This window comes from Streptomyces armeniacus (assembly GCF_003355155.1).
Classification (GTDB): domain Bacteria; phylum Actinomycetota; class Actinomycetes; order Streptomycetales; family Streptomycetaceae; genus Streptomyces; species Streptomyces armeniacus.
The window spans coordinates 5,959,521-5,973,854 of the sequence record NZ_CP031320.1 but is presented as its reverse complement, the minus strand read 5'-3'; the positions used below and the strand labels follow the sequence as shown (position 1 = coordinate 5,973,854).

Annotated in this window: 7 protein-coding genes and 2 CRISPR repeat arrays (1 of these 9 cut by a window edge); all 7 genes read left to right on the top strand. The window is 67.6% G+C overall.

What is annotated here, in order from left to right; all coding sequences use genetic code 11:
- Positions 1-423 precede the first annotated feature (423 nt).
- The 7 genes from casA (at position 424) to cas2e (ending at position 10,183) form a co-directional block, all read left to right on the top strand.
- The gene (gene casA / locus DVA86_RS25955; RefSeq protein WP_208881868.1) at positions 424-5,232 is read left to right on the top strand and encodes a type I-E CRISPR-associated protein Cse1/CasA; all 4,809 of its coding nucleotides are present in this window, start codon (positions 424-426) and stop codon (positions 5,230-5,232) included.
- Entirely contained in the window at positions 5,229-6,092 is an 864-nt protein-coding gene (gene casB / locus DVA86_RS25950; protein WP_208881866.1) for a type I-E CRISPR-associated protein Cse2/CasB, read from the top strand. Before casA ends, casB begins: the two co-directional genes overlap by 4 nt.
- A 95-nt stretch (positions 6,093-6,187) precedes the next feature.
- A complete protein-coding gene (cas7e, locus tag DVA86_RS25945; protein WP_208881864.1) occupies positions 6,188-7,390 on the top strand; it encodes a type I-E CRISPR-associated protein Cas7/Cse4/CasC in 1,203 nt (400 codons plus the stop codon).
- The gene (gene cas5e, locus DVA86_RS25940; protein WP_208881862.1) at positions 7,387-8,142 is read left to right on the top strand and encodes a type I-E CRISPR-associated protein Cas5/CasD; all 756 of its coding nucleotides are present in this window, start codon (positions 7,387-7,389) and stop codon (positions 8,140-8,142) included. Before cas7e ends, cas5e begins: the two co-directional genes overlap by 4 nt.
- Positions 8,142-8,876, top strand: coding sequence for a type I-E CRISPR-associated protein Cas6/Cse3/CasE (cas6e, locus tag DVA86_RS25935; RefSeq protein ID WP_208881861.1), 735 nt, complete (start codon positions 8,142-8,144; stop codon positions 8,874-8,876). Before cas5e ends, cas6e begins: the two co-directional genes overlap by 1 nt.
- 3 nt (positions 8,877-8,879) lie before the next feature.
- Positions 8,880-9,827 (top strand): type I-E CRISPR-associated endonuclease Cas1e, encoded by a 948-nt coding sequence (gene cas1e, locus DVA86_RS25930; protein WP_208881859.1) that lies wholly within the window; start codon positions 8,880-8,882, stop codon positions 9,825-9,827.
- A complete protein-coding gene (gene cas2e / locus DVA86_RS25925; protein WP_208881858.1) occupies positions 9,824-10,183 on the top strand; it encodes a type I-E CRISPR-associated endoribonuclease Cas2e in 360 nt (119 codons plus the stop codon). The genes cas1e and cas2e overlap by 4 nt, the downstream gene beginning before the upstream one ends.
- Positions 10,184-10,278: 95 nt before the next feature.
- Positions 10,279-14,050: direct repeats of the CRISPR family, unit length 29 nt; unit sequence GTGGTCCCCGCGCCTGCGGGGTTGTTCCC.
- Positions 14,051-14,141: 91 nt separating this feature from the next.
- Positions 14,142-14,334: direct repeats of the CRISPR family, unit length 29 nt; unit sequence GTGGTCCCCGCGCCTGCGGGGTTGTTCCC; it runs 447 nt beyond the window's last position.

The window sequence follows — 14,334 nt, the reverse complement described above, 5'->3', positions numbered from 1 at the left end:
CGAAGAACCGGGCCCGTCATTCCCTTCTCGTTGGTGCGAGAAGGCGGGCCCGGCTTTGTCCTCGTCAACCTGCAAAGTGACACAGAACGGAGTACAACCTAACGATGAGTGCCGCAAGCACGCCAGCTCACCCGCCAAGCCACCCTCCCGAGTCTGTCGGATATGGCTTACTCGCGACGCTGCTCGCAGCGTGTCCTTCGGCGCCGTCCCCCCATGCACCATGGGTTTGGGGCGGCGCCGTTGTCGTGGTGGTCGTGGTGCTGATCCACCCAGGGCTGAAGCGCCGAGCCTGAGGGGTTGCTTGGGGGAGGCGCCGGTGGGAGCTGGCACCTCCCGAGCCTTCCCTTATCACGATGCCTCGCGTCGTCGAGCCATTTCGAATGTGCACCCTCACGTGGGGATTCCGTCATGTTGCATGCCTCTATGACCTCGATATCAGGCGCGCATGCCTGGGGCCGATTGTCGCCGGCGGCGAGGGCGGCGTGGGCGAAGCACGACCGGGAGACGGAGGGTTGGCTTCCGCTGTGGCGGCACATGGCTGACTCGGGTGCCGTCGCTGGGGCGCTGTGGGAGCAATGGGTGCCGCGTACGGTGCGGGAGTTGGTTGCGGAATCGCTGCCTGGCGGCGGCGATGATGCGGACAGGCTTGTGCGGTTTCTCGCGCTCACCCATGACGCCGGAAAGTGCTCGCCTGCCTTCTCATGCCAGGTTGAGACGTTGGCGTCGGGCATGCGCGACACGGGGCTCGATATGCCAACGTTTAAGGAGTATGGGCAGGATCGGCAGCTGGCACCGCACGGGCTGGCCGGGCAGTTGTTGGTGCAGGAGTGGATGACCGAACGGTTTGGGCTCTCAGGGCGGGCCGCCGGTCAGTTCGCCGTGGTGGCGGGTGGGCATCATGGAGTTCCGCCTGACCATCAGCAGATCCATGATCTTCAGCTCCGCCCGCATCTGCTCCGGCACCCTGGCCCAAGCGAAGATCTCTGGCGCCACGTCCAGTTCGAACTGCTGGATACCTGTGCCGAAGTTTCCGGAGTAGCAGAGCGATTGCCGGAGTGGGGCACGGTGCGGCTGCCTCAGCCCGCGCAGGTGGTTCTGACTGCCGTGGTGATCCTTTCGGACTGGGTCGCCAGTGCACCGGAACTCTTCCCGTACGACTACGCAACCTGGCAGCCGGAGGGACCAGTCGGTGAGCGCCGTCGCCTGCAGGCCGCGTGGAGCGGGTTGGACTTGCCGGCGCCGTGGACACCCGAGGTGCCGCAGGGTTCGGCGGAGGACCTGTTCGCGGTGAGGTTTCCAGATCTGGCTGGAGCGCCTGTCCGGCCAGTGCAGTCCGAGGCGGTGCGCATGGCTCGGTCTATGCCGGGCGCGGGGCTGCTGGTGATCGAGGCACCCATGGGGGAAGGGAAGACCGAGGCGGCGCTTGCTGCGGCGGAGATTCTCGCGGCGCGTACTGGTGCTGGTGGCCTGCTGGTGGCGTTGCCGACTCGGGCTACGAGCGACGCGATGTTCAGTCGTTTGCTGAACTGGCTGAATCACTTGCCTCCGAGCGACAGCGAGGCGCGTTCCGTGGTTCTGGCGCACGCTAAAGCGGCACTCAACGATGTCTGGGCTGGGTTGCTCCGGCAAGGGCAGCGGGCGATCGCTGCCGTGGAAACGGACAGAGATGGTCACCTCGACGGTCAACTGCCCATGGGTGATGTGCGGTCACCGCGTATGCGGCCGGCTGAGCTTCATGCCCATCAGTGGTTGCGGGGGCGGAAGAAGCAACTCCTGGCATCGTTCGCTGTCGGCACGATCGACCAGGTGCTGTTCGCGGGGTTGAAGAGTCGGCATCTGGCGCTGCGGCACTTGGCGGTGTCGGGCAAGGTCGTCGTCATCGACGAGGTGCATGCGTACGACGCGTACATGGGGCGGTATCTGGACCGGGTGCTGGAGTGGCTGGCGGCGTACCGGGTTCCGGTGGTGCTGCTGTCCGCGACCCTCCCGGCCGAACGCCGACGCGCGCTGTCCACGGCCTATGGGGGCCCTCAGGCCGCTGTGGCGGTGGAGACGGCTGCCGACGCGTATCCCCTTCTCACTGCTGTCGATCCGGGAGGTGAGGTGTTGTCCGCCTGTCCCGCGCCTGCGTCGGGGCGGCATGCGGACGTGGCTCTGGAGCGGCTGGACGATGACGTTGCCGTGCTGGCCGATCGTCTGGCGGAGGAACTCGCCGATGGTGGTTGTGCGCTGGTCGTCCGTAATACGGTCGACCGGGTGTTGGAGGCCGCTGCGGCACTGCGCGCTCGGCTCGGGCACGATTCTGTGACGGTGGCCCATTCACGCTTCCTGGCCGCCGACCGGGCCGCGAACGACACTGACCTGCTGCGGCGGTTCGGTCCCGGGATTGATCACCGACCGCACCGGCATGTGGTGGTGAGCAGTCAGGTGGTGGAGCAGTCCCTCGATCTCGATTTCGATCTTCTCGTCACGGATCTCGCTCCGGTGGACTTGGTCCTTCAGCGGATGGGTCGGTTGCACCGGCACTCGCGGCGGCGCCCCGGGGCGCTGTCCCGGGCGCTCTGTCTGGTGACCGGCGTTGACTGGCGGTCTACGCCTCCGCAGCCCGTTAGCGGCTCGCAGGCAGTGTATCCGGGGCGCTTCACGCTGCTGCGGTCGTTGGCCGCCCTCGATCCGTATCTGAACGGGGAATTGCTACGTCTCCCCGCGGACATCAGCCCACTGGTGCAGAGCGCCTACGGCGAGGAGAACGTCGGCCCGGAGGCGTGGCAGGAGGAACTTCACGCGGCGCGGGCGGAGCATGTGGCGCTGCTCGCCCGGAAGGAGGAGAAGGCGGAGAGCTTTCTGCTCGGCGCGGTGCGGAGGCCGGGGCGGCCGGTGTACGGGTGGCTGGAGGCGCACGCCGGTGATGCCGACGACGACCGTGCGGGCCGTGCTCAAGTGCGGGACAGTGAGGTGACCGTCGAGGTCCTCGTCATCCAGCGGCAGCCTGACGGACGGTTGACGACCGTTCCCTGGTTGGACGACGGCCGCGGCGGCCTTGAGTTGCCCACCGACTTCCCTCCGAGCAGACGTGCTGCCGAGGCCGTGGCCGCGAGTGCGTTGACGCTGCCGGGACGCTTCAGCAAGGACTGGTTGATCGACCGCACCATCGGTGAACTGGAGCGTTTCCTGGTGCCGGCCTGGCAGGTAAAGGAGTGCCCGTGGCTGGCGGGGGAACTGCTTCTCGTGCTCGACGCGAATTGTCAGACCCGTCTGTCAGGCTTCGAACTCACCTACACCCGCGAGGACGGATTGAAGGTGAGTGCTCCCGATGTCCTCGCAAAGGGGATAGGGGTGCAGGGGAGCACAACGGGCGCGTCAACGCGCGCACAGGCCGGGAAGTTGGGGAATCAGAATGAAAGCGATACGACCGATCCGCAGGGGCCGGGGAATGGGGCTGACAGGGCCACGGACGGGCAATCGGTACCAGGGGGTGTGGTGAGCACAGCGCCTCCCACCTCGCCGGGGCACCCGTCGTTCAACTTGGTTTCCGCGCCGTGGCTGCCGGTGCAGTGCACGGACGGAACGGCCGAGGAGATGTCTCTGCTCGACCTGTTCGCCAAGGCCGACGGCGTACGACGGCTCGTCGGAGATCTGCCCACTCAGGAGATGGCACTGCTGCGGCTCCTTCTCGCAGTCCTGTACGACGCGTTAGAGGGACCCGCCGAGATCGAGGACTGGGAGGATCTGTGGCTGTCGCCTGATCCCTTCGCCGTGGTCGCGGACTATCTGGAGCGTCACCGGGAGCGCTTCGACCTCTTTCACAGCGAGCGGCCGTTCTACCAAGTTGCGGGGCTCCGCACATCGAAGGGCGAGGTAGCCCCGCTCAGCCGTATCGTCGCTGACGTGCCGGTCGGTGATGGCTTCTTCACTATGCGTCGCCCTGGCGTCGACCGGCTGTCCTACGCGGAGGCCGCACGGTGGCTTGTACACACCCATGCCTACGACACATCCGGCATCAAGTCCGCGATGGTCGGTGACGAGGGGCGATCCAAGGCGGGCAAGGTCTACCCGCTCGGTGTGGGTTCGCTGGGAAACCTTGGAGGGATCTTCGCGGAGGGCGCCACTTTGCGCGAGACGCTGCTGCTCAACCTCATTCCCTTCGAGGAGGCGCATACCAGGAGGGACAGCGGTGATGGTGACGTGGATCTGCCCGTGTGGCGGCGTACGGAACCGCTGACCGCCCGAGAGCGCAGCCAGGACTCCGGTGGACTGCATCCCTGCGGGCTGCGGGACCTCTACACCTGGCAGTCTCGTAGGGTCCGGCTCCACACGGAAGAGGGCGTGGTGACCGGGGTGGTCCTGGGTTATGGTGATCCGCCCGCGATGCCCGCGCCGTGGACTCTGGAGCCGATGACCGGCTGGCGCCGCAGCTCCGTTCAGGAGAAGAAGCAGGGTCGCGCCCCCGTATACATGCCGCGTCGGCACGACCCGAGCCGTGCCGCCTGGCGCGGGCTGGGCGCGCTTCTTCCTGCTCTGCAGGAAGTGACGGACACCGGGAGCCGGGGAGAGGCACCCGTCACCCTGCGTTCCGGCATTACGAGCTGGTTCACGCAAGTGATCATCTCCAGCGAGATCGCCCCGGGAAAGCTGGTCCGATTGCGACTGATCGGAGCGCTTTACGGGACTCAGCAGTCCGTCGTGGACGAGATCGTGGACGACTCAGTCGTCCTGCCCGTCATCACGTTGCATGAGAAGAACCCTGTGTACGGTGCTGCGGCAGTCGGCGCCGTCAGCTCGGCGGAACTGGCTGTCGCCGCGCTGGGTCAGCTTGCCGGCAACCTCGCCCGAGCGGCCGGAACAGACCCGGAACCCTCCACAGCTGCCGCGCGTGAGCTGGGCTTCGGCGCCCTGGACGGCCCTTACCGTGCGTGGCTGAAGGATCTGCTGAACTTTCCCGACCTGGCCACAGCGCGGGTGGAGTGGCAGTCAACAGTGCGGCGTCATGTTCTGCGGCTGGGCCGCCAGTTGCTGGACTCCACGGGCCCCGCGGCCGACGAGGGACGCATAGCGGACGTTCCGGGCCTCGGCAAGCGCCTTGTGGATGCCGGGCGCGCCGACAGTTGGTTCAAGCAGCGACTGAACAAAGACCTCGGCTCCACGTCACAACCCGACCGCGCGGGGTCCCCTGTCCTCCACCAGCCAACCAACGTGGCCATTCGCAACGACCCTACGGAGAACACACCATGACCACGGCCACCCCGCACCTCGGGGACGGGGAGAGTCCACTCCGGCCCAAGGAGAGCCACTCCGAGGAGCAGTCCCTGCCTCGGCGGGCCACCCTCCGTACGATCCCGCGTTTGCAAGGTGGCTACCGCCGGGACGCTCCCGCAGCCGTCGCAACCGTCGCCCGGCTACGACGCGAGGCAGGACGGGATCCACACGGTTCTCCGTCGAGTTGGGGCCTGGACCACCTGGCGACACTGACGGCGCTCCGGGACCAGCAACGCGAGGAGCAGGAAGAAGGGCGTGCGGCGCCAAGGTACCTGTCCGCACGCGAGAGAGCGCGAGAAGAAGAACGCGAAGAGCGCGAGGACAGGGCGGTCCATCTCGCGGTCACCCTCTGGGCACTGCACCAACAGGCCCTGCGCGACGAATCCATGCACAAGCCGGGCTGGCCCCTGGGTCGCGCCGTACGGCGGCTGGCACACGGCAAGACCGGTACGACAGACCACGACCGTGACGGGAACGTCGAAGGGAACTCGGACACGACCGCTCGGAGCGATGAAGCAGTCGAGGAAGTCAGGCCCACCATCCGCAAACGCTTCGTCCGCATCGGTGTCTCAGCTGACATCGAGACCCTGAGCAGTCGGCTGCGCGAAATCGTGCTGCTGCTGCGCACCTCGCGAATCCCCCTGGATTACGGACAGCTCGCGGAGCAGCTCTACCTCTGGCAGGACGACAATCACCAGGCAAATGTCCGGCGCGCCTGGGGACGCGAGTTTCACCGCTCCTACCGAAAGGACGCGGAACCCGAGGCCGGGGAAGACTCCCCGACCCCTCCGGCCGGCAGCCAGCAGAACATAACGACCGACGACGCAGACGACTAACCGACCTGCTTCACTCTCCGATGAGCGCCGGTGCAGGCCGAACAACGGCACAGACTTAAACCACCGCTGGCAGCAGCGAACAAGAACGGATACTCATGGCAACCCGCACCATTCTCGACATCCACATTCTTCAAACAGTTCCGCCGAGCAACCTGAACCGTGATGACACCGGCACACCGAAGTCCGCTTACTTCGGTGGTGTACGGCGGGCACGTGTCTCGAGCCAGGCATGGAAACGCGCCACCCGCGAAGCCTTCAATGAAATCCTTCCGCCCGAGGAACTCGGCGTCCGGACCAAGAAGGTGGCCGAGGCGCTGGCCGGGCACATCATCAAGAAGAAGAAGTCACTGGAGCCGGGGGCCGTGCAACTGGCCGCCGAAATACTGAAGGTGGCCACAGGCTCGGCTATCGAAGGACCGAAGCGAAAAGAGAAGAGCGGCGAGGAGGGATCCCCTAGCCCGGAGTCGAAGTATCTGATGTTCCTGAGCCGGAGGCAATTGGACGCGCTCGCCGAACTCACAGTTGAATTCAGCGGCGCGGACGGCGACGTGAACACTCTCACAAAGCACCTCAAGGCCAAGGAGAACAAGACCAGGGCCCGCGAGGCCGTCGACACCCTGCACTCGGTGGACATCGCACTCTTCGGACGCATGGTCGCCGATTCGGCCGACCTCAACGTCGAGGCGGCGACGCAGGTCGCACACGCCCTCAGCGTGCACAAATCGGATATCGAGTCCGACTACTACACGGCAGTGGACGACCTCAGTGCCGATGAGGAATCAGGTGCCGGGATGATCGGCACGATCGACTTTAACTCTGCGACACTGTATCGGTATGCGGCTGTGGACGTCGATCAGTTGAGCCGCAACCTTGGTCCGGGACTCCGGGAGAACGAATCGCCGAATGCCGCAGTGAAAAGGGCCGTCTGCGCCTTCCTGGAGACGTTCGTCACATCGCTCCCGACCGGAAAGATCAACACGTTCGGCAATCACACCCTTCCCTCTGTCGTGATTGTGAAGCTACGCGACCGCTGGCCCATCAGCTTCGTCGCGGCCTTCGAAAAGCCTGTGGCCAAGGGCCCGGAGGGCGGATATCTACGCGAAGCCTGCCACCGCCTCGCGTCCTACGTGCCCGACCTGGAAAAGCAGTACGGAATGATCTCCAAGGACCGCAGTTGGGTATTCCGCGTCGGCGAGGAAACACAGGCGCTGGAAGCACTCGGTTCCGAAATCTCCTTGGATGCCCTGGTGCGGGACGTCGGAGAGGCGGTGTCGCGACACCTGGAGTCCGGCGCATGACAGTGCTCCTTCTGAGGCTCGCAGGGCCCCTCCAGTCATGGGGGGCCGCAGCTCGCTTTGCCCGCCGCGGTACGGAGAACGCACCCACCAAGAGCGGCGTACTCGGCTTGCTGGCTGCCGCACAAGGCCGTCCGCGCGACGCGGACCTCTCCGACCTGGCGGCACTACGATTCGGCGTGCGGATCGACCAGCCCGGTCAACGGCTTCGCGATTTCCACACTGCCCACCACGCCGATTCCGGCAAATCGATGCCAGTCTCCGAACGCTTCTACCTTGCAGATGCCGTGTTCGTCGCCGGAGTCGAAGGCGACACGGAACTCATCGAGCACCTGCATCAAGCCCTGGGCGCCCCGTGTTTCCTCCCGTACCTCGGACGGCGCTCCTGCCCGCCGTCTCACCCCATCCTGATGGGTGACCCGCTGAACGGCTCCCTCGAAGACGCCCTGCGTAACGCCCAGTGGCAGGCATCCACCTGGTACCTCGATCAGTTGGAACGCGCCGCAGGCACCAACGGCGCCTCGACCGATACAGCCTCACTGGACCTGCTCCTCGACTGCCCACCAGCCCAAACCCCACACCTGTCCCTGCGGGACACGCCGGTCAGCTACGACCCGCGCCACAGGCAGTACGAGCTCCGGGGCCTCCTCACCGACCGGACCGCCCCACCGCCCCGCCACGACCCGACTGTCGGGCTCCGCCCTGCCAACCTACCGACGAGTGATACAGCAGAACGCTCCCCTAGGACCCCGTGATGTACCTGACTCGCTTCCCCGTCAACACCGCCCGCACCGAGGCCCGTCGACTCCTTGGCTCGCCCCACTTCCTGCACGGCGCAGTCAATATGGCCTTCCCCGCCGCGCCGCCCCGGGACGACCAAGCGCCACGGGTCCTGTGGCGAGTGGACCACCACTCCGGATCAGGGCGTGCCGATCTGTTCATCGTCAGCCCCGTTCGCCCCGACCTAACTCACCTCTCCGAGAAGGCCGGCTGGCCCACCCTGGAGGAGCCGGGATGGACCACATTCGCCTATGACGAGTTCCTGGAAACCCTCACCACAGGGGACGCCTGGAGCTTCCGGCTTGCGGCAAACCCAATCCACCACGTCCGCAAATCAGGTACATCCAAGGACTCCCCAACGAAACGCACTGCGCACGTAACCCGGCGACACCAGGTGGGATGGCTGCTGCAACGGCAACAGCAAGCCGGCTTCGAAGTCCTACGCAAACCCGCAGACCGGCAGTTGATCCCCGGCCACGACGACGGAGCAGGCGATGAACACGAGGTAATCGTCCACGACCGCCTGCCGCTCCAATTCCGCAAGCGGGAGGAGGCGGGCTCACGGAACGACGTACGCCTCGTCCGCGTCACCTTTGACGGTCGACTGCGTATCACGGACGCCAATGCCCTCCGCCGGACCCTCACCCACGGCCTCGGCAAAGCCAAGGCATACGGCTGCGGTCTGATGACCCTCGCCCCAGTGCGGTGAGCCATGGGCACCGTTAGCCAGCGAGGCTCCTCATCACCCCGCGAACTCGCCCGAGTTAGGGACCGGCTTTCGTTTATCTACCTTGAGCGGTGCGCCGTACACCGCGACGACAACGCCATCACCGCAACCGACACCGACGGCATCACCCACATCCCCGCCGCCACCATCGGCACCCTGCTCCTCGGCCCGGGCACTCGAGTCACCCACCAGGCTATGTCCGTCCTCGGTGAATGCGGAGCCGGAGTCGCCTGGGTAGGCGAACACGGAGTGCGATACTACGCAGGCGGACGCGCGCTCACCCGTTCGTCGGCCCTGGCCGAGGCCCAAGCAACTGCTTGGGCGAACCGCCGCACCAGGCTCGAGGTCGCACGAGCCATGTACCGGCTGCGATTCCCCGGAGAAGACACCGCCGGACGTACCCGTCAGGAACTCCTCAGCATGGAAGGCCGCCGGCTCAAGGAGTGTTACCGGCGCGAGTCGGCCCGTACAGGCGTGCCCTGGCGCCGCCGTGAGTACAACCAGGGCGACTTCTCCTCCGGAGACGCCCCGAATCAGGGAGTAACGGCAGCCGCACAGTGCATGTACGGAATCGCCCACGCCGTAGTCACAGCCCTCGGCTGTTCACCAGCCCTGGGGTTCGTTCATTCCGGCCACGAACGCTCCTTCGTCCTGGACATCGCCGACCTGTACAAGACCGACGTCGCTATCCCCGCCGCATTCGACGCCGCGGCCGATAGCACAGAAGACGTGGCAACCCGCACCCGCAGAGCGCTACGGGACCGTGTCAACAAGACCAAGCTCCTTGATCGTTGCGTGCGCGATATCCAGAACCTTCTCCACCACAACGAAGTACCAGACGCAAACCACACACATGACCGCGTGACGCTGCAAACCGACGGAGACCACCACATCGAAGGCGGGCGCAACTACGCGGAAGAACCCATCTGGTGACCGTCATCATTCTGGCAAACTGCCCCGCAGGCCTACGTGGCTTCCTTACCCGCTGGCTCCTGGAACTCTCCCCCGGCGTATTCCTGGGATCACCCTCAGCACGCGTACGGGAAATTCTGTGGGCCGAAGTCCGCCAATACTCAGGCCAAGGCCGCGCGCTTCTCGCCTACCAGACCGACAACGAACAAGGATTCACCTTCGAAACCCACGACCACGCCTGGCACCCCATCGACCACGAAGGCCTCACCCTCCTCCGGCGCCCAAACCCCAATTCTGTTCCCCCAGACACCCACACCACACAGCCTCCCCGCCAAGGCTGGAGCAAGGCAGCCAAACGACGCCGCTTCGGAAAGTAGCAACGAGGGTGAGTAACACACTGTCCATAATGCCGGATCTTGGCAAAGTGAGCAAAAACAAGTACACACCGAGGTAAAGCCCCAGGTCAACGCCTGTGGTCCCCGCGCCTGCGGGGTTGTTCCCTGTTGACCAACGCAGTGCGCCACTGTGCATGCGTGGTCCCCGCGCCTGCGGGGTTGTTCCCCCCAAGGGGGTTGACACGGTTCGTGTCAGCGGGTGGTCCCCGCGCCTGCGGGGTTGTTCCTCAGGTTTGGGGTGCAAGGGTCAGAACAGTGACGTGGTCCCCGCGCCTGCGGGGTTGTTCCCACGACATCACGAACTCATGCAGCATTCCGAAAGTGGTCCCCGCGCCTGCGGGGTTGTTCCCCCTCCGAAAGGCCGCCCGGCGACCCGGGCGGCGTGGTCCCCGCGCCTGCGGGGTTGTTCCCGTGTGCCCGGCCGCCGTTGTCAGAATCCAGCCGTGGTCCCCGCGCCTGCGGGGTTGTTCCCGTGCTGGACCGGGACGACGCGAAGGCCGCGAAGTGGTCCCCGCGCCTGCGGGGTTGTTCCCACCGCGCCACCGAGGAGGTGCTGCAGCATCTGGTGGTCCCCGCGCCTGCGGGGTTGTTCCCTGATCACACGCGGCCGGATGCTCATGCCCGGCGTGGTCCCCGCGCCTGCGGGGTTGTTCCTGGCTCTACGAAAATTCCGGGGCTGACTCTGCTGTGGTCCCCGCGCCTGCGGGGTTGTTCCCAGGCGCCCGCTCGCTCCTGCTCGGCCCCATGGGTGGTCCCCGCGCCTGCGGGGTTGTTCCCCACGCCGCCGGGACGGTCGTCTGGGCGGCGATGTGGTCCCCGCGCCTGCGGGGTTGTTCCCGTGCCCCGCCCCCTTCGTCCGTCGCTGAACATGTGGTCCCCGCGCCTGCGGGGTTGTTCCCCGATGTCCCGTCACCCGTGGGGCGGGGCACGGGTGGTCCCCGCGCCTGCGGGGTTGTTCCCGTGGTGTTGCACACCGAGCTGCCCCAGGAGGGGTGGTCCCCGCGCCTGCGGGGTTGTTCCCGTGCTCGCCGCGGCCGGAGGCCCTCGCCACGAGTGGTCCCCGCGCCTGCGGGGTTGTTCCCCGTTCCCCAGTTGCCGTCCCGGCGGTGCGGAGGTGGTCCCCGCGCCTGCGGGGTTGTTCCCCGCGGTCTATGGCCGCGCGCTGTCACGGCAACGTGGTCCCCGCGCCTGCGGGGTTGTTCCCTGCCCTCTTCCACCGTCCGGATCCTCGTCTCCGTGGTCCCCGCGCCTGCGGGGTTGTTCCCCAGTCCAGGCCGTCCGTGATGTGGCCCACCGAGTGGTCCCCGCGCCTGCGGGGTTGTTCCCAGGCCAAGCTCGCCAGCTGGTCGACTCCGCCGGTGGTCCCCGCGCCTGCGGGGTTGTTCCCGAGCGCAGTTTCGGCGACCCGGACCAGAACTGGTGGTCCCCGCGCCTGCGGGGTTGTTCCCGTCCGGCGGCGTCACAGGCATCGACGGCAGTCGTGGTCCCCGCGCCTGCGGGGTTGTTCCCAGCGCGGTGCGCTTCCGCGACTTCGTGACCGAGTGGTCCCCGCGCCTGCGGGGTTGTTCCCGGGCGACCAGATGATCAGCGTCCGAGCCGTCTGTGGTCCCCGCGCCTGCGGGGTTGTTCCCGACCACCGCCTCAGGGTCGGCTGGTGGTAGCGGTGGTCCCCGCGCCTGCGGGGTTGTTCCCGCCTCCACGACGTCCAACCGCCCGAGCGCCGCGTGGTCCCCGCGCCTGCGGGGTTGTTCCCAGCCACAGCAACCACTGGCGCTGCGGATCGGCGTGGTCCCCGCGCCTGCGGGGTTGTTCCCGCGCCATCGCTCTTGCCGCCCTCGTTCTCTCCGTGGTCCCCGCGCCTGCGGGGTTGTTCCCACGATGGCCTCGAACTGGCCGCTCGGTGGATGGTGGTCCCCGCGCCTGCGGGGTTGTTCCCGCTGACCGGTGGGCCGCCCTTCAGGACGTGGCGTGGTCCCCGCGCCTGCGGGGTTGTTCCCCGGCCGAGTGGCACGGGACGCACAGCAATCCGGTGGTCCCCGCGCCTGCGGGGTTGTTCCCACCCCTCCGCATGGACGGTCCCCCATGCGGAGGTGGTCCCCGCGCCTGCGGGGTTGTTCCCGCTGACCGGTGGGCCGCCCTTCAGGACGTGGCGTGGTCCCCGCGCCTGCGGGGTTGTTCCCCGGCCGAGTGGCACGGGACGCACAGCAATCCGGTGGTCCCCGCGCCTGCGGGGTTGTTCCCACCCCTCCGCATGGACGGTCCCCCATGCGGAGGTGGTCCCCGCGCCTGCGGGGTTGTTCCCGTCTGGGGTCGGTGCCGCATCTCGTTCGGCTGGTGGTCCCCGCGCCTGCGGGGTTGTTCCCGGCCGGACCGACCGCAACATCGTGGAAGACCTGTGGTCCCCGCGCCTGCGGGGTTGTTCCCAGGCCCAGCAGCTGCTGCAGGAACGCCTCGCAGTGGTCCCCGCGCCTGCGGGGTTGTTCCCTCGGCCACGGTGTCGTCGGCGTAGTGCTGCTGTACCGCCGCGTGTGGTCCCCGCGCCTGCGGGGTTGTTCCCTCGGCCACGGTGTCGTCGGCGTAGTGCTGCTGTACCGCCGCGTGTGGTCCCCGCGCCTGCGGGGTTGTTCCCTGGTCCAGCCCCACCTTGCCGACATCGAGCTGGTGGTCCCCGCGCCTGCGGGGTTGTTCCCGCCCGGGTGCGGGTCTCGCTGATTCCGAGAGGGTGGTCCCCGCGCCTGCGGGGTTGTTCCGCCTGATCGGCCAGCGTCCGCAGCCCGGCTACGGTGGTCCCCGCGCCTGCGGGGTTGTTCCCGGGATCGTCGCCAAGGCCGTGTTCACGCTGGTGTGGTCCCCGCGCCTGCGGGGTTGTTCCCGCGGCACGCAGCCGGTCGCGGAGCTGGTCGATGTGGTCCCCGCGCCTGCGGGGTTGTTCCCTGGGAGCGGATGCCCGCGAACTGACCGCCCGTGTGGTCCCCGCGCCTGCGGGGTTGTTCCCGACCGGCTGCGTGCCGTCGCCCCCATTGCTGTGTGGTCCCCGCGCCTGCGGGGTTGTTCCCAGCGAAAGTCGACTCTCGCACAAAGAGCCCCGGTGGTCCCCGCGCCTGCGGGGTTGTTCCCGATGGCCTCGCGGTACGCCGTGGGCTCGCTTTGTGGTCCCCGCGCCTGCGGGGTTGTTCCCCGTCCGAGGGTGAGGCGGCAGAGCCGCAGCAGGTGGTCCCCGCGCCTGCGGGGTTGTTCCCGGTGAGGTGTACACGGACGAGGATCTGGAGCGGTGGTCCCCGCGCCTGCGGGGTTGTTCCCCATCCCTGGCGTCCCGAACGAGCCCGTCGAGTAGTGGTCCCCGCGCCTGCGGGGTTGTTCCCGATGTCCGGGTGATTCTCGGCGTGGCCGGCGTGTGGTCCCGCGCCTGCGGGGTTGTTCCCTTCCCGGCGTCGGCCGGGTTGGACGGGTCGGGGTGGTCCCCGCGCCTGCGGGGTTGTTCCCGCGCTGCTGCGGGCGGAGAAGGGCAGCACCCGGTGGTCCCCGCGCCTGCGGGGTTGTTCCCGCTACCGGCGGGTACCACATGCTGGTCCGCGGGTGGTCCCCGCGCCTGCGGGGTTGTTCCCGAGTTCGTCATGCGGCGAGCGGCCGTGGACCAGTGGTCCCCGCGCCTGCGGGGTTGTTCCCATCGGCGGCCAGAACGGCATCCGGGGCCAGGCGTGGTCCCCGCGCCTGCGGGGTTGTTCCCTGGTGGGCAAGGTTCGTCAGCGGGTCGGTCAGGTGGTCCCCGCGCCTGCGGGGTTGTTCCCCGACGCCCCCGCGGGCCGCAGTCGCACTGGCGGTGGTCCCCGCGCCTGCGGGGTTGTTCCCCCGCTCCGCGATGTCCTCCCCGAACTCGGCCAGTGGTCCCCGCCCTGCGGGGTTGTTCCCTCGCCGCACTCCGCGCGGAGATCGACCGCATCTTGGTCCCCGCGCCTGCGGGGTTGTTCCCGTGAAGGTTTCATCCTGACCGGGCCCTGGAAGGTGGTCCCCGCGCCTGCGGGGTTGTTCCCATCGAGCACCACTTCGTGGTGGACCCGTCCAAGTGGTCCCCGCGCCTGCGGGGTTGTTCCCAAGAGGTTCGTCAGAATAGCCGAAGAGCTCGGGTGGTCCCC

What these genes read in the sequence shown, in the direction of transcription:
- cas5e (WP_208881862.1), top strand. Translation starts at nt 7,387, where the DNA reads ATGACAGTGCTCCTTCTGAGGCTCGCAGGGCCCCTCCAGTCATGGGGG.
- cas1e (WP_208881859.1), top strand. Translation starts at nt 8,880, where the DNA reads ATGGGCACCGTTAGCCAGCGAGGCTCCTCATCACCCCGCGAACTCGCC.
- casB (WP_208881866.1), top strand. Translation starts at nt 5,229, where the DNA reads ATGACCACGGCCACCCCGCACCTCGGGGACGGGGAGAGTCCACTCCGG.
- casA (WP_208881868.1), top strand. Translation starts at nt 424, where the DNA reads ATGACCTCGATATCAGGCGCGCATGCCTGGGGCCGATTGTCGCCGGCG.
- cas7e (WP_208881864.1), top strand. Translation starts at nt 6,188, where the DNA reads ATGGCAACCCGCACCATTCTCGACATCCACATTCTTCAAACAGTTCCG.
- cas6e (WP_208881861.1), top strand. Translation starts at nt 8,142, where the DNA reads ATGTACCTGACTCGCTTCCCCGTCAACACCGCCCGCACCGAGGCCCGT.